At 41.3% G+C, this 17,821-nt stretch carries 20 protein-coding genes; 8 read left to right on the top strand and 12 right to left on the bottom strand.

The window, feature by feature from the left end; genetic code table 11:
• A partial coding sequence (locus G400_RS15215) for a helix-turn-helix domain-containing protein (RefSeq protein ID WP_155827232.1) occupies window positions 1–221 on the bottom strand: 221 nt, incomplete at its 3' end.
• Between the two features lie 313 nt (window positions 222–534).
• Between G400_RS15215 and G400_RS15210 the strand changes: the two genes are divergently transcribed.
• Entirely contained in the window at window positions 535–1,311 is a 777-nt protein-coding gene (locus tag G400_RS15210) for an alpha/beta hydrolase (protein ID WP_017263057.1), read from the top strand.
• Window positions 1,312–1,331: 20 nt separating this feature from the next.
• Here the strand turns inward: G400_RS15210 and G400_RS0111485 are convergent, their stop codons facing one another.
• Window positions 1,332–1,721, bottom strand: a complete 390-nt coding sequence (locus G400_RS0111485; RefSeq protein ID WP_017263058.1) for a tautomerase family protein — start codon at window positions 1,719–1,721, stop codon at window positions 1,332–1,334.
• Between the two features lie 156 nt (window positions 1,722–1,877).
• Here G400_RS0111485 and G400_RS0111480 point away from each other — a divergent pair, with 156 nt between their 5' ends.
• Window positions 1,878–2,540, top strand: a complete 663-nt coding sequence (locus G400_RS0111480; RefSeq protein WP_017263059.1) for a Crp/Fnr family transcriptional regulator — start codon at window positions 1,878–1,880, stop codon at window positions 2,538–2,540.
• Between the two features lie 9 nt (window positions 2,541–2,549).
• Here G400_RS0111480 and G400_RS0111475 read toward each other — a convergent pair whose 3' ends face one another.
• The 3 genes from G400_RS0111475 to G400_RS0111465 form a co-directional block, all read right to left on the bottom strand.
• On the bottom strand, window positions 2,550–3,401 hold the full coding sequence (locus G400_RS0111475; RefSeq protein ID WP_017263060.1) for an alpha/beta fold hydrolase: 852 nt from the start codon (window positions 3,399–3,401) through the stop codon (window positions 2,550–2,552).
• Window positions 3,402–3,471: 70 nt separating this feature from the next.
• A complete protein-coding gene (locus G400_RS16405; RefSeq protein WP_017263061.1) occupies window positions 3,472–4,452 on the bottom strand; it encodes a type II toxin-antitoxin system antitoxin SocA domain-containing protein in 981 nt (326 codons plus the stop codon).
• 14 nt (window positions 4,453–4,466) lie between these two features.
• Window positions 4,467–4,790, bottom strand: coding sequence for a type II toxin-antitoxin system MqsR family toxin (locus G400_RS0111465; RefSeq protein WP_017263062.1), 324 nt, complete (start codon window positions 4,788–4,790; stop codon window positions 4,467–4,469).
• A gap of 676 nt (window positions 4,791–5,466) precedes the next feature.
• Here G400_RS0111465 and G400_RS0111460 point away from each other — a divergent pair.
• The 3 genes from G400_RS0111460 to G400_RS0111450 all read left to right on the top strand — a co-directional run bounded on the left by G400_RS0111460 (window position 5,467) and on the right by G400_RS0111450 (window position 9,821).
• On the top strand, window positions 5,467–6,447 hold the full coding sequence (locus G400_RS0111460; RefSeq protein ID WP_017263063.1) for a choloylglycine hydrolase family protein: 981 nt from the start codon (window positions 5,467–5,469) through the stop codon (window positions 6,445–6,447).
• A gap of 393 nt (window positions 6,448–6,840) precedes the next feature.
• Window positions 6,841–7,686 carry an MBL fold metallo-hydrolase gene (locus tag G400_RS0111455; RefSeq protein ID WP_017263064.1) on the top strand — a complete coding sequence of 282 codons (846 nt, stop codon included), beginning with the start codon at window positions 6,841–6,843 and terminating at the stop codon, window positions 7,684–7,686.
• 488 nt (window positions 7,687–8,174) lie between these two features.
• Window positions 8,175–9,821 carry a peptide ABC transporter substrate-binding protein gene (locus G400_RS0111450; RefSeq protein ID WP_017263065.1) on the top strand — a complete coding sequence of 549 codons (1,647 nt, stop codon included), beginning with the start codon at window positions 8,175–8,177 and terminating at the stop codon, window positions 9,819–9,821.
• A 179-nt stretch (window positions 9,822–10,000) separates the two neighbouring features.
• Here G400_RS0111450 and G400_RS0111440 read toward each other — a convergent pair whose 3' ends face one another.
• Entirely contained in the window at window positions 10,001–10,651 is a 651-nt protein-coding gene (locus G400_RS0111440) for an endonuclease III domain-containing protein (protein ID WP_017263067.1), read from the bottom strand.
• A 106-nt stretch (window positions 10,652–10,757) separates the two neighbouring features.
• The gene (locus G400_RS15200) at window positions 10,758–11,507 is read right to left on the bottom strand and encodes a LysR family transcriptional regulator (protein ID WP_017263068.1); all 750 of its coding nucleotides are present in this window, start codon (window positions 11,505–11,507) and stop codon (window positions 10,758–10,760) included.
• Window positions 11,508–11,627: 120 nt separating this feature from the next.
• On the opposite strand from G400_RS15200, the gene G400_RS0111430 reads away from it, so the two are divergent.
• Window positions 11,628–12,029, top strand: a complete 402-nt coding sequence (locus G400_RS0111430) for a tautomerase family protein (RefSeq protein WP_017263069.1) — start codon at window positions 11,628–11,630, stop codon at window positions 12,027–12,029.
• Window positions 12,030–12,148: 119 nt separating this feature from the next.
• On the opposite strand, the gene G400_RS0111425 is transcribed toward G400_RS0111430, so the two are convergent.
• Window positions 12,149–12,724, bottom strand: a complete 576-nt coding sequence (locus G400_RS0111425) for an NADPH-dependent F420 reductase (protein ID WP_017263070.1) — start codon at window positions 12,722–12,724, stop codon at window positions 12,149–12,151.
• 163 nt (window positions 12,725–12,887) lie between these two features.
• Here G400_RS0111425 and G400_RS0111420 point away from each other — a divergent pair, with 163 nt between their 5' ends.
• Window positions 12,888–13,319 carry an Rrf2 family transcriptional regulator gene (locus G400_RS0111420; RefSeq protein WP_017263071.1) on the top strand — a complete coding sequence of 144 codons (432 nt, stop codon included), beginning with the start codon at window positions 12,888–12,890 and terminating at the stop codon, window positions 13,317–13,319.
• A gap of 132 nt (window positions 13,320–13,451) precedes the next feature.
• On the opposite strand, the gene G400_RS0111415 is transcribed toward G400_RS0111420, so the two are convergent.
• The 4 genes from G400_RS0111415 to G400_RS0111400 are packed head-to-tail and all read right to left on the bottom strand — an operon-like array spanning window position 13,452 to window position 16,264.
• Window positions 13,452–13,817, bottom strand: coding sequence for a helix-turn-helix domain-containing protein (locus G400_RS0111415; RefSeq protein ID WP_017263072.1), 366 nt, complete (start codon window positions 13,815–13,817; stop codon window positions 13,452–13,454).
• Window positions 13,818–13,837: 20 nt separating this feature from the next.
• Window positions 13,838–14,602, bottom strand: coding sequence for an ABC transporter permease (locus tag G400_RS0111410; RefSeq protein WP_017263073.1), 765 nt, complete (start codon window positions 14,600–14,602; stop codon window positions 13,838–13,840).
• 26 nt (window positions 14,603–14,628) lie between these two features.
• Window positions 14,629–15,387, bottom strand: coding sequence for an ABC transporter permease (locus tag G400_RS0111405; RefSeq protein ID WP_017263074.1), 759 nt, complete (start codon window positions 15,385–15,387; stop codon window positions 14,629–14,631).
• A complete protein-coding gene (locus G400_RS0111400) occupies window positions 15,377–16,264 on the bottom strand; it encodes an ABC transporter ATP-binding protein (protein ID WP_017263075.1) in 888 nt (295 codons plus the stop codon). Before G400_RS0111400 ends, G400_RS0111405 begins: the two co-directional genes overlap by 11 nt.
• Window positions 16,265–16,754: 490 nt before the next feature.
• Here G400_RS0111400 and G400_RS0111395 point away from each other — a divergent pair, with 490 nt between their 5' ends.
• Window positions 16,755–17,813: an ABC transporter permease gene (locus G400_RS0111395; RefSeq protein WP_017263076.1), complete on the top strand. Its 1,059-nt coding sequence runs from the start codon at window positions 16,755–16,757 to the stop codon at window positions 17,811–17,813.
• Window positions 17,814–17,821: the final 8 nt, after the last annotated feature.

Below are 17,821 nucleotides of genomic sequence, written 5' to 3'. Positions count from 1 at the left end.
GATGGCGTTAGAATCGAATGGCGACCACAAGCCCGCCTTTTATGATCTGCGTCTTGTTGCGCTAATTCGGGATCATAGGGATTGACCCGATCTAATTCATAGCTAATAGTTGATTTGGCAACGCCTAAGGCGTCAGCCATATCTTGGTAAGTATGATGGCCTTCACTGACCAGTTGAGCTAGCGCACCACGTTGAAAACGTGATAAAGTAGCAGTACCCAAAGTAATCACTCCTTATAGCTGGTTGGAATTAACTACTACCATTGTAAGAGATTGCTTTGGGCCTTTTTTTATTTTTGTTCGGATTAATTATAGAATTTGCCATAAATCAACTGGTATTCAGAACGTCTCAGCATGCCAAACACCAACCCTTTTTATCTCAGCATACCTAAAAAGCATGACAAACTATGCGAAATCGATATTCGACAAACGTTGTTTTTACAAATAAGATTTATCCAATCAAAGCCAGAGTGCGGAGGAAAACATTACGCGTAAAAAACATCAAATCAGCATTATAGTAGTTATACTCATTTTCTTGTCCATTATTTGTTTATTGCTTATTCTCGCTAAGAAGGCATCTCAGCCAACGAAAATTGGTCACATCCGTCGCAACGCTGTTCCAACAATCCTTATTCCAGGAAGCAGCGCTGGACCACACCGGTTCGATTCACTAGTCAAAGATCTTAATCACCATGATCATCGCCAACACAGTCTGTTACGTCTGACTGTGCATCAAGACAACACGATTACGCATACGGGATCCATCAGTCGCCGGGATAATCGACCATTCGTTGTTATTTCGTTTACTAACAACCACGACGGCTACCGTAATATTCGCCTTCAGGCTCGATGGCTACGCACGGCATTAGATTATCTCAAACGACGCTCAGACCTGCATACCTTTAATGTCGTTGGCCACTCAAACGGTGGACTCGTTTTCACCGATTACCTCGAACACTACTATCAACAGCAACGGGTTGACGTCAGCAAATTTATGTTTATCGGATCACCATTCAACTTCAATAATACGGTTCAGAATCAACACACGACAATGCTTGAAACCTTTATCCAACACCAAAACAGGCTCCCACACAACCTCATTGTATTCGGTGTTTTGGGAGCCCAGTCTTATAGTTGCGATGGCCGCGTGCCCGTTCAAAGCGTGGATGCCAGTCGACAAGTATTTCAGAATCATGTTCAATTATTCAACGAACTACTCGTGACTGGTAAAAACGCTCAGCATTCAGACTTGGTCCGCAAAGTTGACGTTGAAGGTGTTATTCACAATATGATAATGTATACGGCCTCGTAGCTTAACAATATAATTATGTCCTAAAGTTTGCCGTTCAAGAATTGTGCTTCACCATTACCGAAACTCCAGTCATCATCGTTGTTAGGAACCAGGCTGAAGACAACATCCTCTTTACGAATTCCTAGTTCTTTATTCAATCGATCCACCAGTGTCTGATAAAAGTCTAGTTTGGCACGTGTTGAACGTGGCCGTGTTACCAAATTAAAGAACACTACGTCACGCGTTCGTTTGATGCCTAATCCAGTATCCAGAATCTGCATTTCAAACAGTTCATGCTGGGTCAGTAATTGATAGCGATCACCTTCTGGTGTAGCAAATTTGTCGACCTGCACTTCATAAGCGATATCCAGCAATGTTTTTAAGTACGCCTCGTCGTGTCCTTTGATAACGTCAATTCTCATTAATGGCATATTTTTACCTCTTTCTTAGTTCTAAGTTAACAACAGTTTGAAATAAACGTTAGCTATCCAACAACTATAATAATGGCACGCCTTCGTTCATTTGATAAGAATATGGTACTATGAGTTTCAAATTAAAAAATTGATCTATCTCAAGAAGGCAAAAAAATGACCATTCAGCATTCAGCAACAGCATGTTTAGCGCGCGCCCCATTGTTCTCATCATTGGATTTAGAGACGTTAATATCACTTGTGCCGGCCTCAAAACATCGTCAGTTATTTCCGAGGGGCTCTTTCATCAAGCAACCCTTTGATAATAACGATGGCATGTTTGTTCTAGACCAAGGATCTGCTAAAGTCTATTCAGTCTCCGACACCGGCAAAGAAAAAATTCTCTACATGATGAAGCCGGGCGATATTACCGGTCAAGAAACACTGTTTTCTGTTCGTAAAACGGACTACTTCATCGAAGCACTAGAAGATTCTTACGTCTGCTCTGTCTCTCACCGTGCTTTTCAGCAACTACTGCAAAAATCGCCAGCGCTTTGTTTAAAACTGTTAAACACCTTTGGTGACAAGCTCGTAGCCGTTGAACAAAATTCAATTCGTCGGGACACGCTCTTAGCTAAAGATCGTGTGTTGTCGTACTTAAAAGATAAATTGGACAGCTCAACTTCCAGTACGTTTCAATTACCCGTTAAAAAGAAGGAACTAGCAAGCTTTCTGGGCCTGTCGCCAGAGACCTTGAGTCGTCAGTTGAAGGCTCTTCAAAAAGACGGTGAAATTACCGTCTCTGGAAGAAACATCACTTTCACAACACCAAGATATTAATAAAAAGAATTATCTTTTATCGATAAAATACTCAATCATCATCTGGGCAATTTCTGCCGCATGCGTTTCAAGTGCAAAATGTCCACTATCAACAAAGGCAACCTTGGCATGCACGTCATCCTTTTGAAATGCCTCTGCGCCAGGATAAATGAAAGACGGATCGTTCTTACCCCAAACAGCCAGTAATTTGGGTTGATATTGACGTAAATAAGCTTGAAATTCTGGGTACATCTTGATGTTATTTTGGTAATCGTAAATCAAATCAAGTTGGCGGTCCGCATAGCCAGCAGTCCGTGTGTATGCAATATCCAGGGTATACCCATCTGGGGAGACAGTTCCCGGTTGCGTACCAAACGTGTACTGGTCTTTGATTGTTGCCGTTGCAAAAGCATTTCGGTAAGAATTACGTTTGGCCTCCGTTGGATGATCCCAGAAGTCTTGACGTTCTGCCCACTTGTTCCCCAATCCTTCCTGATAAACATTGCCGTTTTGACTGACAATGCCAAGAATCCAGTCAGGATGACGCAAGGCAATCCGAAAACCAATCGGTGCACCGTAATCAAACACGTACATATAAAACTTATCAATGTTTAATTGCTCAATAAATGCCGTCACAACATCTGTCAAATGATCAAACGTATAGGCAAATGTTGCATGATCTGGTGCGCTGGATTGCCCGAATCCAGGAAAGTCTGGTGCAATCAGATGAAACTGATCAGCGAGCAACGGCATCAATTCACGAAACATGTGACTAGCTGTCGGAAAGCCGTGAAGCAGTATCATCGTTGGTTTAGTACTGTCGCCTGCTTCCCGATAAAAAATGTTTAATCCGTTCACATCAGTGGTGTTATAAGTGGTCATTGCAATACCTTCATTAATTTCAGATTATTTCCTAAAAAATTCACAATTCAATCTTCAGTATTTATAACCTCTAAGGCAATGTGGAAAGTTGTGTTGCAAATTCATATGAAATTTTTTTGCCAGTTCTATTTTCCCGCCAGCCAACTTCGGCATGTGACTGCTTCGAAATTTGTTTAGCACTATAGCTGGAGAATCGTCGCAGTGTGTCATTAAGAACCGACCACTCTTTCTTCGTGAATGCGTCTTTAACTTCTTCTTGATTGGCAATATAGTATTCCCAAACATGATCGTTCACAATCTTTTCTTGTGTCTTAATTGCCCCTGCTTCCTCAATGGCACCATACAGTAGCTTATAATTATCTGGCACTGGTCCATATCCTAGGCGGGCGTACGGAACACCACTCATCGAGATAGTATTGAGCGCAAAATATTTAAAATCCGTATAGAACATCAACTTGTTTAATTTTGTTGTGGATAATTGCGGAACATGAATAATAAAAAACATCACCATATTGGTAAATTTTTTTAAATCAAAAGAGGTATAACCTGCGAACTCGGTATAGTTTGACGATTTAAATAAAATATTAATGCCTGATTCGAAAAATTGTTGAGCATCAGTTACAGCATTATTCATCAAATGTTGATTTAACGATTTTTTGCCACGTTCGGTCAGCGCCTTACCAGTAATTTCTAACAAATCACTGGCTGAGGATGGTTTTGACTCCAATTCTAACAACCGACTGTTATTTGCCTCAGAAGGCAATGACCCAGTCTCATAGGTAGCAACGGTTGTTGGACTCCAACTCATTAGCGCAGCAAAATCTCGCTGGCTCAAACCTAAGCGCGCCCTAAGGCGTTTAATTCTATCTGTCGAAATAATATTTTTGTTTTTGCGATAAATAGAAAATGCTTTATTGATAGCCGCATTATCCAAACTTTCATCAAAAACTTGTTGATTCGTTTGAATATCAAAACGCGCCGGTGATACGACATTAATCTTTTCACCACGAATTTCATAAACTTCATTAACATCTCTAATTTCAAAAGACATTTAAATCACTTCCTTTAAAAATATAAAGATTGATGAAATGACAATACTTTTGCGTGACCCTCAACAAGTTTTAACTTTATGTACAAATTAGGCACCTGCTCACCATCTTTGTGAAATATCCAAACATACTCGCCTGTACGATTTCTATCTGATTCTGGTCCATGAACATAATTATCTGGTGTTAACTCGAACAAAATTTGCTTTATTGATGCAGGCGTCATTTCTGTAATACGTGCATAAGAAACACGCCGTTGTACAATTTCCCAATCATTTCGGGATAGTGCACGTTTAAACGCCCTTAGAAAGGCTAAAACTTCCGCATTATTGACATGACGCATTTTCAGTCTCCAAGCAATATTTATGTTAAAGCATACCATTGCTACAAAATTGTAGCAAAAGTTTCGACTCAAAAAGCACCACAACTTAAAAACTGTGATGCTTTAAAATCTGAGTAGAAACTGCTCTACATACTTCACACATTTACTGCCTTTGCATCATCTTGTCCGTCAAAAGCAATGGTGGAAATATGATTACAATGGCCGCTAACCCTGGCACCGTTAAACGACCCAAAACGAAATAATTTCAGCGATAAAACAGTACGCTCCTTTTTGAACCAGGATCAACTCAGGTAAAATGCCAGCAAAACGAATCCCGCTACCATACACGTCAAACTGATTTCATTTGCAAAACTGCCACTGCGTGCGGCTTTAACGATTGCATAAATAAGACTACTGGATGATAAAATCAGCAACAAAATCAACCAAGTCAAAATGTCGGCAGAAATGAAACTTATGCCGGTTGATTGGTTGCGTTATCAGATGTTCATAAATGAACCTATAAACAACGAGAAATTAACCATGCTAGTGGATAATTTCTTAATGCCAGCCTATATCAGACATCAGACTCCCTAATTCTGTTTTCACAAATAGCTGTCAGTTAAAGAAAGTTGAGAATGTCGCACTGCGTTCCGCTCTTAAAATGAATTCAATTTGATAAATTAAGAGGAGAAAACGTATGTGTACAAGCCTAACTTTCGATACGGAAGATAAACGTCATTTTCTGGCCCGTACTATGGACTATGCCTTTGAATTAGGTGGCCGCCCTGTTTTTTTGCCACGTCATTATCAGTGGGAAAGTGCGACTAGGGAAGCTACATTCACCAATGACTATGCTTTTCTTGGCACCGGACGCCAATTAGGGACTTACTTCTTTGCTGACGGTATCAATGAATTTGGCCTATCCGTTGCCGCATTATACTTTCCGCGGGAAGCTAAGTATCAAAGCGCCCAACCGGATAAAAAGAATCTCGCTCCTCACGAACTCGTTTCCGTTTTATTAGGAAACTGCCGTGATTTAGACGAAGTGCAGCAAGAACTGGACCAAATTCGTTTGATTAAATTTGAAACACCATTGATCAACACTGTACCGCCCTTGCACTGGATCGTAACCGATGCAAGCGGTCGCTGCTGTGTCATTGAACCTCGAAGTGAACAGTTGGCGCTGGAAGATGATCCAGTTGAAGTCATGACCAATTCGCCGGAACTACAATGGCACATTAAAAATTTGAACAACTATCTGACTTTGCAACCAAACGCCTACGAAAGCAAACAGTTCATGGGCGTCACTGCCCATGCCTTTGGTCAAGGCACCGGCACGGCACAATTGCCCGGTGGTTACACGCCACCACAACGATTTGTCAGAACAGCCTTTCTGAAACAAAACATCACCCCTGTCACGGGTGAATACGCCGGGGTTAACGCCATCCTGCATGTTCTGCACAATGTCGAAATTCCGCATGGTGTCAACATCAAACAGGGCGAGTCAGATTACACTCAATACATTGGGATTATGGGCGCAACATCAAAGGCCTATTATTTTGTCCCTTATGACAACCAGTCAGTATTCAAGGTTTCTCTAACACCTGAGCTATTGGAACAAACGGAACCAGTTGAGTTTCCGTTTACTAATGAACAACAGGTTACAGAATTGAATTAGCGAATCACTAGTTAAAAGTACAAAACAACTTTTTCAACAATACAACGGCCACTGCGAGAATCATTCATCGCAGTGGCCGTTGTGTTACTTTTTGTGTGTGGCAAACTTTTCTTTTAGAAAACCTTTCCAAAAAGAAATTGTTAATTTACCATACTTATTCTTTGACTTAATCATTTCATGGAGAGTAGCATTACCGTTGTTAAAAGAGGAGCTGACCAGATATAACCATTACTTAGCTAGAAAGTGTTTCAGCAAGCTGTTAAACAGACAATCCGGATGTCGTTTTCTACAGTACATGCACATCGCACCACTTGTTCATCGTAAGGCATTTTAATTAACGATGAGTAAACAATTGAATATAATTTTTAATTCAAATAATTGGGGAGAAATATAATGACAACTTTAAATTATGATGTTTACAACAACAAGCGCAACAGTGTTACCCGTGGTGTTCCAGAGGATACTAAAGACCTTCAGTGGGTCGCAAATACATCCACTCTTGTTTATGGCCAAAAAGATGCCGTTTTAGTTGATACTTATATGACTAAGGCTGCCAATAACGAACTCATTGATTGGATTCGTGACCATAACGTTAACCTTAAATATATTTACCTCACTCATGCACATGCCGATCACTTCTTTGGCGCTGGGATGATTCAAAAGGCCTTTCCTGAAGCGACAATTATCGCTACCCAAGCGACCATCGATGGGTTGCCCGCAGTAATGACACCCGCAAACATTGCGACTGTTTGGGAGAAGCTATTCCCTGGTAGTTTGCCAGATCCGATTACCAGCCCAGAGGACGTTCAACCAGTTAGTGACCACTTTGACTTAGAAGATCACGAAATTGATATCATCCAAGATGGCTTTACTGACACGCACGATTCTACCAGTCTGTGGGTACCAGATTTGGGATTAGTTGTCGCTGGTGATGCCACCTACAATGGCATCCATGCTTACATGCCCGAAACAACGCTTGCAGCTCGTAAGAATTGGATCAAGGTCAATGAGCATTTGAAGACATTCCATCCTAAGTATGTCGTAGCTGGTCACAAGGTTCCAGAAAACCCCGACGATCCCAAGATTTTAGATCAAACGATTGAGTACATTACAAACTTCAATAAGTTTGCTGAAGACGCCAGTTCTGCAGAAGACTTATACAATAAAATGCTGGCTGTTTATCCAAAGTACGTTAACCCAGGCTCCTTATGGAGTGCATCACATTCTGTCATTCGTTAATTGAAAACTATGTTTTTACAAAGAGGTTCTCAACTGTTTGTGTTGAGGGCCCCTATTTAAGTCATACTGGCTGTTTTTACAGAAAAATTAAAACTAAATGAAAATTCACACTTGACACTCATTTTGAAAGTTGTAAATTTAAGTCATCAGTTTAAAAACAGAAACGCAATGACAAGAAGAGTACGGTTAAACGTCATCCACAGAAAGGTGCATGTTGGTGAAAGCACTGTTGATGAATAACCCGAAGATGATCTTCAAGCGACACCGTCGATCCGAATGTGGTTAGACGACGTTGGGTGCGCCCATTACAGCGCCAGAGTATCAGGTTTGTGCACGAACCTGGCACTTGGCGAGGAAACAATCGCGAGGTTGCTTCAAAATAAGGTGGTAACACGGAAATCCGTCCTTTATTAACAAATTATTGTTAATAGAGGACGGATTTTTTCTGTTTTATAAACATCAACAAAACTTTTCGGGGGTAATGACTTATGAAATTTAAACGCGCAATCACATTGGGCACAGTCACTCTGCTATCGGCACTCTTTTTAGCCAATACCACGGTCACACACGCTAATGCATCAAGTAAGTATGCCAAAGATCAAACTTTGAACTGGACAGAAAGTCAAGAACTGGCAACAAACGACTTAGCAAAGGCCACGGATACTGAAAGCTTCAATGTTCTGCTGAATACGCAGTCTGGCCTCTATCGTTTGAAAGATTCTGGTCATAAAATTGTTAATGACCTTGCTACTAGCACAAAGGTCAGTAAGGATGGCAAAACTTACACTGTTAAACTGCGGCATAACGCTAAGTGGAGTAATGGTAATCCACTGACGGCTCAAGATTTTGTGTACTCATGGCAACGCACGCTAGATCCTAAAACGGCTTCCCAAGATGCTTTCTATATGTACCAGGTTGAAAACGCAGAAGCAGTCAATAAAGGTCAAAAACCTTTATCCGCTCTTGGTATCAAAGCCGATGGTAAATACCAGCTGACCATTCACCTCACGAAACCAGTTTCCTATTTTCAGAAACTGTTAGCATGGCCATTATTCTTCCCAGTAAACAAAAAAGTCGCCACGCAAGAAGGCAGTAAGTTTGGCACCAGTGCGAAAAACAATGTGTATAGCGGCGCCTTTAAACTCACCGGCTGGACCGGCACAAACAGCAAATGGACGTTGGCTAAAAACGGCAAATATTGGGACAACAAACACGTTCACCTGAGCAAAATCAACGAACAAGTTGTTAAAGACCCCTCCACTGGTCTAAACGAATATCAATCTCACAAGATCGATGAAACAGTCCTTAGTGGTGAACAAGTTGCCAACTTTAAGGGTCACAAAGATTTTGTATCTCGGAAATCCTCGAATGGTTACCGCCTCGACTTCAATCAAAAGAAGGTTAAGGCATTCCAAAATGTTAATGTTCGTAAAGCCTTCTCACTGGCTTTGAACCGTAAAGATCTTGTCAATAACGTGTTATCAGACGGATCTGTTGTCCCACAAGGTTTTGCACCAACTGGCATCGGTACTAACCCGAAGAGCGGTAAAGATTTCGCCAAATCAGCATACGTTAAATCCGGTGTTACCTACAACTTAAGCGAAGCCAAAAAGTTACTGAAACAAGGTTACAAACAGACTGGTACCAAATCGATCAAGACAGAGGTGCTAACTACTGATGATGACGCTGGTAAAAATGTCGGCGAATTCATTCAATCACAGCTCGAAAAACTGCCAAACGTTAAAGTTTCAGTCGTCAATTTGCCTAAAACTGCTCAACTTGCGCGTGAAAAGTCCGGCAATTTCCAACTCATCATTGGTGGCTGGCAATCAGTTTTCGCGGACCCCATTAACTTCCTAGATATTTGGGAAAGTAACAGTCCGTATAACTTCAGCGGTTGGAACAACAAGCAATACGACACATTGCTCAGTGCGTCTGAAAACAGCTTGGCAAACAAGCCCGAGGACCGTTGGAATAACTTAGTCAAAGCCGAAAAACTGCTCATGACGCAACAAGGTACCGCCCCACTTTTCCAAAAGGTCCAGGCACAACTACTCAATACCAAAGTAAAAGATGTCAATTACAATCCATCCGGTGTGCCTTACGACTGGAAAGATACGTACATTGCTAAATAAATTTTAGCCGCGTTGCATTAAAAACGGTCCTTAATCGATTTTTGATTAGGGATCGTTTTCGTGGTTTTCGTGCAAAACAAAAACGGCGCACCGTGTAAGGTCCGCCGTCAGGTTTCAAGACAATGCTCTGTTTGTCCATGGTCGCTTCCCCCAAACGTTACGTTTCTAAAGGTGAGCTCTCAAATAGCACTTTCATTCTCTTCATTCAACTTGTCGCAATCGATAATCAGTTGGCAAACCTCTTTATCCGGTGTCAATTTCATCGAGTACTTCCGACCAAACTCGATCATCGTGTGATGAGCTTGATACAATTCCTCGGGCTTAACGACACCCACAATCTTTTGTTCCACCTGCAAGGGTGACGCTGATTGTTTAACAAAGTGAAGTCGTTTTGAAATCGCCGAAACATGCGTGTCCACTGCAAACGTTGGTTGACCAAACACATCGCTCAACACTAAATTGGCCGTTTTCCGACCCGCTCCCGGCAACGCCATGATGCCCTTTCGATCGTTTGGAATCGTGTCATTTAACTCTTCATGCACAATGCCAGCAGTCTTAACGATATTCTTCGCCTTGTTATGAAACAGGCCAACTCGCCTAATGATTGTTTCCACGTCTTCAACATTGGCGTGCATCAATGCCTCGGGATCAGGATATCTGTCAAACAACGTTGGTGTGACCTGGTTCACGGAAACATCGGTCGCTTGCGCGCTGAGAATGACTGAAATCAGATACTGAAATGGCGTTCTCGTAATCAGTGATGGTCCAACCGGCCCGATCTCAGCTTCCATTTGATGAATCGCCCAAACAATCTGATCATCTTTTAACATCGATACATGTCCTCTTTTCTAGCCAAAGCCTGATTAACTAACTATCATTGAATCTATCCCATCAGACCACTAAAGACAATGTGCGTCACCGGGTCATCAAAACTGGTTACCGCGATACTTTTGTAAATGTCGCATACGGCACTTTAAAACGATGCTTGGAATCAATCCGTTTGAAGTCATCACCAGCAGTTAAATAATCTGGTAGTAAGGCGATGCCTAGCCCATTTTTGACTAGCTTAATAATGCTATCCCAAGAATCAATTTCCTGAACATTCGTCATATTATGATTTAATCGCCGTAGCGTTCGTGCGCGAAATGGACAGTGACGATCACTATTCACGAGGTACGGTAGCTGAGCCTCCTCTTGGCTTGCTGCAACCACGAAGGAAGCGGGCAGATTGTCGGTTGCAATCTCCTGATAACCTGGGTTACTAAAGTTAGCATATGTAACAACGACATCTGTGTCATTATCTGCTAGCGCCAAAATTTCCGTAGAGCTCAGTAAATCAAACGTATTTTGTGCCAAAGAATACTGTTTTTGCTGAACAACTAGTAAATTAAACAGCAGTTGCGACATCACGATATGTCGTTTGGAAACAGCATCCGGCTTCATCTGCGCCCTAACTTTACGTGTGGCCTGCAAAACAGACTGCGCATATTGGTAAAATTGTTTGCCATTTTCTGTCGGCACAATGCCTTGATAGCTGCGCGTGAATAATTCAACACCAAACTCCGCTTCTATTGCCTGCAATCTGGCCGTGATATTTGACTGTGCAAAACCCATCAGTTTAGCAACCCGATTGATTGAATGTTGCTCGTACAGTTGGACAAATATTTCTAAATCTTGTAATTGCATACTGAATCACCCTATCGTAAATTGTGATAACCGTATCACAATCCTGTAATATGCACCAGCAATCGACGTTACTATAATTAGAAACATAAGTTATTCAGCAAACACAAAGGAGATTGTCACATGCCATATTTAAGAGTTCGAATCGCTAGTCCTAAAACAACCGTCACTTCACAACAAGTTGCCGCAATGCTCACCCAACTTGCAGTCGACAAACTGGGGAAGGCCGGAGCTGTTGCTGCCGTAGACGTTCATTTCACTGATCCAAATGATTGGTTTATTGGCGCTAAATCCGTTGCCGAAACAAACGAAACAAGTTTCTTTGTTGAAATTAAAATCACCGAATCCACTAATTCTCGCGATGATAAAGCAGCCTTTATTAAGTCAACGTTTGAAAATATGAGCCAATTTTTCCCAAACGTTTCCCCCACCAGTTATGTTGTTCTGCAAGACGTCGCGTCCGATAGCTGGGGTTATGGTGGCAAGACTCAAGAATACCGCTATATTGCTGGCGATGCGCATTAGCATTCTACGATAATAGGCCAAGACTACTTATATGAGCAGTCCTGGCCTATTTTTGTATCAATGTTTATTCAATTTAGGCACTACGTCAGCAAACCTTGGTATGCTATTAAACCTCTGATCTACTTCAATACCGCAAAACCACCGTCCCAGCCAATTTGTTCGTTGGCGGCCAATGTCATTTGCAAAAATCCAGTTCCTTCAAGTTCCCGCGCACGGCGCAATGAACCCGCGTCAACAAAGGCTAACTTGCTACCTTCCAATGCTGATTGCAACGTTTTTTTGGCATCTTCGTCATTAGAAGCTGCAAGGACAGTCGTTTTTTGTTTGCCCGCAACTTCTGCCGTATTTAGAGAAGCTGCAAAGTTAGTGTTGAAAGCCTTCACGACCTTTGAATCAGGCAGCAGCTCAGCCAGATGTGCAGCGGCTGAACTATCTGCGGGAACAACCAGTTCATCCCAAGTATCAAAATTCAGAGGATTGGTGATATCAACAACGATCTTGCCGGCCAATTTTTCGCTTTGCGCCTTAGCAATTTCCACAGCTGCGTTAAAAGGCACCGCTAAAATCGCAATGTCGCCAATTGTATCAACTGGATCACTACTACCAATGTAATTTACATCATTACCAGCATCCGTAAAGACCTTGCCAAGTGCCTGACCCATGTTACCCTTACCAAAAATTGTGATTGCTGACATATGAGTGCCTCCGATATTTGTATTATTTTTAAGTACAGTTTTAAAATAAACTAGTCTTTGATGATTGTCAATAAATCAATTTATCGGTTGTTTTAAATTCAGTGATTTCACACATTTTAAAAACTGTTATATAATCAAATACAGAATTTTAAGGAGATCTATTATGGCAAACACTCAATTAAGCGACACGATTCATGTTCTTGCTTATATCAGTTATTTCAGTGGGCAAAAAATTACTAGCCAAGAGATGGCCAGTAGTATCCAAACCTCAGCTAGTCTCGTACGAAAAATAATGGCAAGTTTAAAACAAGCAGGCTTATTAAAACAAGGCCATGGTACAACTAACCTGGCATTAGCTCGCGATGCCGCAGAGATCACTGTTCGCGATATTTATCGTTCCTTGCCTCAACAAGAACTTTTCCACGTTGATCAAAAAACTTCAAGTACCTGTCCGGTGGGCGCCGCCATTCCACCGGTTCTCGACCACTATTATATGGAAATTCAGGCCGCGGCTGAAGCGAAGATGGCACGAATTTCGCTGCAAGATATTATGAATGATATTGATTTGCAGGCACAACTGACTGAGAAACTGTGACAATTAAAAACTTCTTTTTTGAGAACACTCATTACTTACAATCACGCATCTCTAATCACCAGATGAAAAAAATCCCAAAATCAATTATGATTTTGGGATTTTTTGCTTTTATTACTAAATTTATCCACCTAATTAATGAATTGCGTAAAAGAAGCCAATCACAAAAACAATCATTAAAATTGCCCACCAATAACCTGACATAAAATCCCAAAAGTTCATCTTGCCAAACCGACGTACATAACGGTTTTTTCTCGGGTCATACGTGAATTGGGTAGGATCGACTTTAGCATCCTGTTCTTCAGTGCCAAAAACCAGCGTGTCCAAACTAACATTGAAAATATCAGTGAGTTTAATTAAGTTTGCTAAATCAGGCGTGGCATCCCCTGACTCCCACTTGGAAATTGCCTGACGAGTTACAAACAGTTTGCCTGCCAAATCGTCTTGAGTGGTGTTCGTTTCTTTACGCAGTCTTTTGAGTTGCGCCGGAAATTTGTTCATTATTGAAAATCCCCCATCAGTTAAAAACGTTTCTTCCTAAAGATTAAATAACCTGCCGTTACGAAAATCACAATGTAACTAGCGGTGCTACAAAGTAGTTGCACATTCGAGAGATGACTCGTATCAACGTAAGTCGCGTAATTGTAGTATTGCCGTGTTAAATTCGTTAAGTTAAACGGATTCCACCGTAAAATATGTACTGCCTTATTGCCATTGAGTAAGCTAGCAGAAATAAACTGTCCAACAAAAATCATCAGTAAGCTCACACTAATCACAATCGCATTACTGTTAATCAAACAGGAAAGTAAAAAGATCAGACTGATGATAAACGTCGTTGTCAGCACATCAATTGCAGACGTCTTCAACATGTTCTCCCACAGTGGTTGGTGGTAGAGATAAAGCATTGACCACGAAACCGGGCGACTGAGCGGTGTCATCCACAAAACAAAGGTAAAAGCCATGGCGATAACATGCAGCAAAATGTTGTAGCCTAAAATCACAATATATTTAGAGAAGTACACCGCTCGCTTATTAGCCGATTTATAAATCAGCGTTAAAATGGCGTTATTCTGAAACTCCATGGAGAAAAAAGTCGCCCCAACTACAGCCAGAATCAAGATAATCCAATCTGGCGCGTCGTAACAAGTCGTCATCAGCAACTTACTTTCATTATAGCCAATCGTTAATCCCGTTGTCACCATTAGCCCCAGCAAGACTAGCGGTGAAACCCAAACCATCTTTTGATGCATCAGTTTGTAAAACTCTTGATAAAGACTGAATCGCATTTTTATTGTCATCTCCTTAAGTAGTGCTAAACGTGTCGTCGTTTGAACAATTGATAGCCAATCACTCCAAAACCAGCAGCGTAAATCAGATTACCCGCGATAATTTCTAAATTATTCAAGTGAGACATGTTGGCATACGGTGAGTTAGCCAGTTGCTGTGTCACAAAGACCATGTTTAATGGATTCCAGCGCACAACTGTTGTCGAAGAAGCAAACGAATCCATGAGGGCCACTGAAATGGACGCACCGAGAAAACCCAGTGCTAATCCAATACCGATAACGGCAGTGTTCATTTTTAAGAGTGTAATCAGGAGAAAGGCCAGCGTCACAATAAAAAGACTATAAACTAACGTTCCGATAACATTGCCAAGCAACAAGTTGATGCGCGTAGGCTGTCCAGTGGAATACGTGAACCACCCGTACTGCCGCCCAACCATCAAGAATTTCAAAATGAACGTTATAACAACGGCGACCACCGTTAATAAAAGACTGTACAGCCAAACAACTACTAGCTTTGCCAAGTACGTTTGCCACTTGTGAGAATTCTTATATAACACCACAAGAATAGTATGATACTGATATTCCATCGCTAAAAAGGTTGATGCTACGCCAATAATAATCACCGGAATCCACTGAACGGCGCCGAACTCAAAGACTAAAGTAGTTGTATTTATGCGCACTGTTAACGCGTTGTACAACATTAAAATAACTAACAGAACGATACCGCCGACAAACGTTCTTTGGTGAATAAATTTAAAGGTTTCTTCAAGTAGATTACGCTTCATGATCGGCCCTCCGCTGCTGTTCAAGAATCGTGACCACAACTTGTTCAAAATTAGTTTCAATTGGTGCCAGTTCTTTGAGGTGAATCTGTTGCTGATACAGGGCATCCTGAATATCAAAAATGTCGGCTCGTTTAACTCTAAAAGTATTGCCTTCTTGTATGTAATGAATTGTCCGCTGTTGCAATACCTGTGCAGTTAGCACTTCGTCTTCTGTTAAAAGTTTGTAATCCCGATGATGAAGTTGCTCAAACTCCTCAAACGACTGGTTCACAATAATTTGACCATGATTAATGAGCACCACATGAGTCATAACCTTTTGCAGCTCACTCAGAATGTGACTCGAAATTAGGAATGCAGTTCCTCGATCGGCATATTGCTTGATAAGTTTGCGGATACCAATGGTTGCTTCAACATCCAACCCGTTCATTGGTTCATCTAGAATAACTAGCTGGGGATGGTTCAACAATGCGATGGCAATACCTAACTTCTGCTTCATTCCCAGTGAATAGCCTTTTGCTTTTTGCTGAATATAGTCAGTCATTCCCAATTTAGCAATAAGTCGCGCCATGTCTTGATGATCGTGAGAATAAAGCGCTAGATTTTGCCGACCTGATAAAAACGGATAGATTGCTGGGTGCTCAATCAACGCACCAACGCTGTTCAATGCCGCGTGCTGATTTTCCGTAACAGGTTGGTGATTAATTTGAATACTGCCGTCAAATTTAGTCAGTCCAAGAATGGTCTTCATAATGGTCGTTTTCCCGGCGCCATTGGGTCCAATCAGCCCCACAATATTTCCCGCATCAATGTCAAAAGACGCGCGTTTGACGATTTTAGTTCGACCAATATAGGTTGTCACGTTTTGAACCTTGAGCATAATAATTCACCCTCCAAATTGCGAATTGCTTTTTGACTATCTCCACTATTTGCTATAAATTGGCTCGCATACAAGCAAACAAACACTACTTTTTCGCAAATCGAAAGCCACATTCGCGCAACTGATGGTGACGCAAATGAATTACAAATGCCGATATATCAACATTCAACCAGGTTGCATGGTGAAAAACGACGATAATCGCCTTTCCATCTAAAAAGCGATAACGAAAACGTCAATCGAGGTCTTTTTGCTCAACAGGGCTCTAAACAGCGCAGTCTTTTTTACGTCGAACTTATCGCCGTGCTTATTCAACTGACTTTTTGATCACCAAATAACTAATTTACTTAATTTAAGATCATTAATTATTTAAAACATATTGTTTATGTACTACAATATTCTAAACTGGAAGTTTAATAAGCAGCCAGTTCACTTGTTGATATATTTTTTCGATATAAGCGATTAAATAAAAGTATTAGGTAGGAGAGATGAAATGTTTTTAGCCTTTGAAGAAATAAAGAAAGAAAAGAAACGATATGGATTAATCGTCTTGATGATTTTCTTAGTCAGTTACTTGATTTTTTTATTGTCGTCACTAGCAATTGGCCTGCAAAATGAAAATACGCAGGCGATTGATTCGTGGGGTATTCAACGAGTGGTGTTAAATAAGAACGCGAACATCAGTATGCCCCAATCAATTTTGACAAACAAAGATACCACTGATACGAAGATCGGTAAGAAGGAGTCAGTAATTGGCCAATTACCGGTGGTGGTTAAGGCGGCCGGGCGTTCTTCGCTAACGGCCCAATTTTTAGGGATTAAGAAAGGTCAGTTTATCTATCAGGATCAGCAATTGGTTGCCGGTCGTCGTGCTCAAAAGAATGACGAGGTTACCGTTGATGAAACTTTCAAGACGGTCAACCATTATCGGCTCGGCGATCAGTTGGAACTTAATATTTCGGGACAGAAATACAAGATTGTCGGCTTTGTCAACGGTGCAAAAATTAATATGCTGCCGATTATTTATGGGGACCTGTCAGTGTGGCAAACTGCCCGGCAAACGGTACCAAACGTTGCTTTCTCTGGGATTGTTTCCAAAGACCGTCATTATACCTATAATCACCTCGATGCCAAAACATACTCGGTCAAGACCTTTGTCAACAAGCTAACGGGGTACGCCATTCAAAAGACGACCTTCACTCTGATGATTGCGTTTCTGTTCTTAATTTCGATGGTAATTATTGCAGTCTTCTTGTACATTTTGACGTTGCAAAAACTGCATAATTTCGCAGTAATGCGGGCACAGGGAATTTCAACTCGCACACTGGTAAACGCCGTCATCAGCCAATCACTATTATTGACGGTCACTGGGGTGGTATTAGCCCTGCTATGTATGTGGCTGACAGTTGCGATATTACCGGCTGCTGTCCCAATGAATTTTGCCCCAACGATTATCATTTCTGGTAGCTTGGGCATGTTGATAACGGGAATCATTGGTGGGTTAATTCCAGTTCGTTCAATTATTAAAATTGATCCGGCGCAAGCAATTTAGGAGAATAT

Source organism: Furfurilactobacillus rossiae DSM 15814, assembly GCF_000428925.1.
Classification (GTDB): Bacteria; Bacillota; Bacilli; order Lactobacillales; family Lactobacillaceae; genus Furfurilactobacillus; species Furfurilactobacillus rossiae.
Note: the sequence above shows the minus strand (reverse complement) of the source record. Positions and strands in the feature narration are given on the sequence as shown.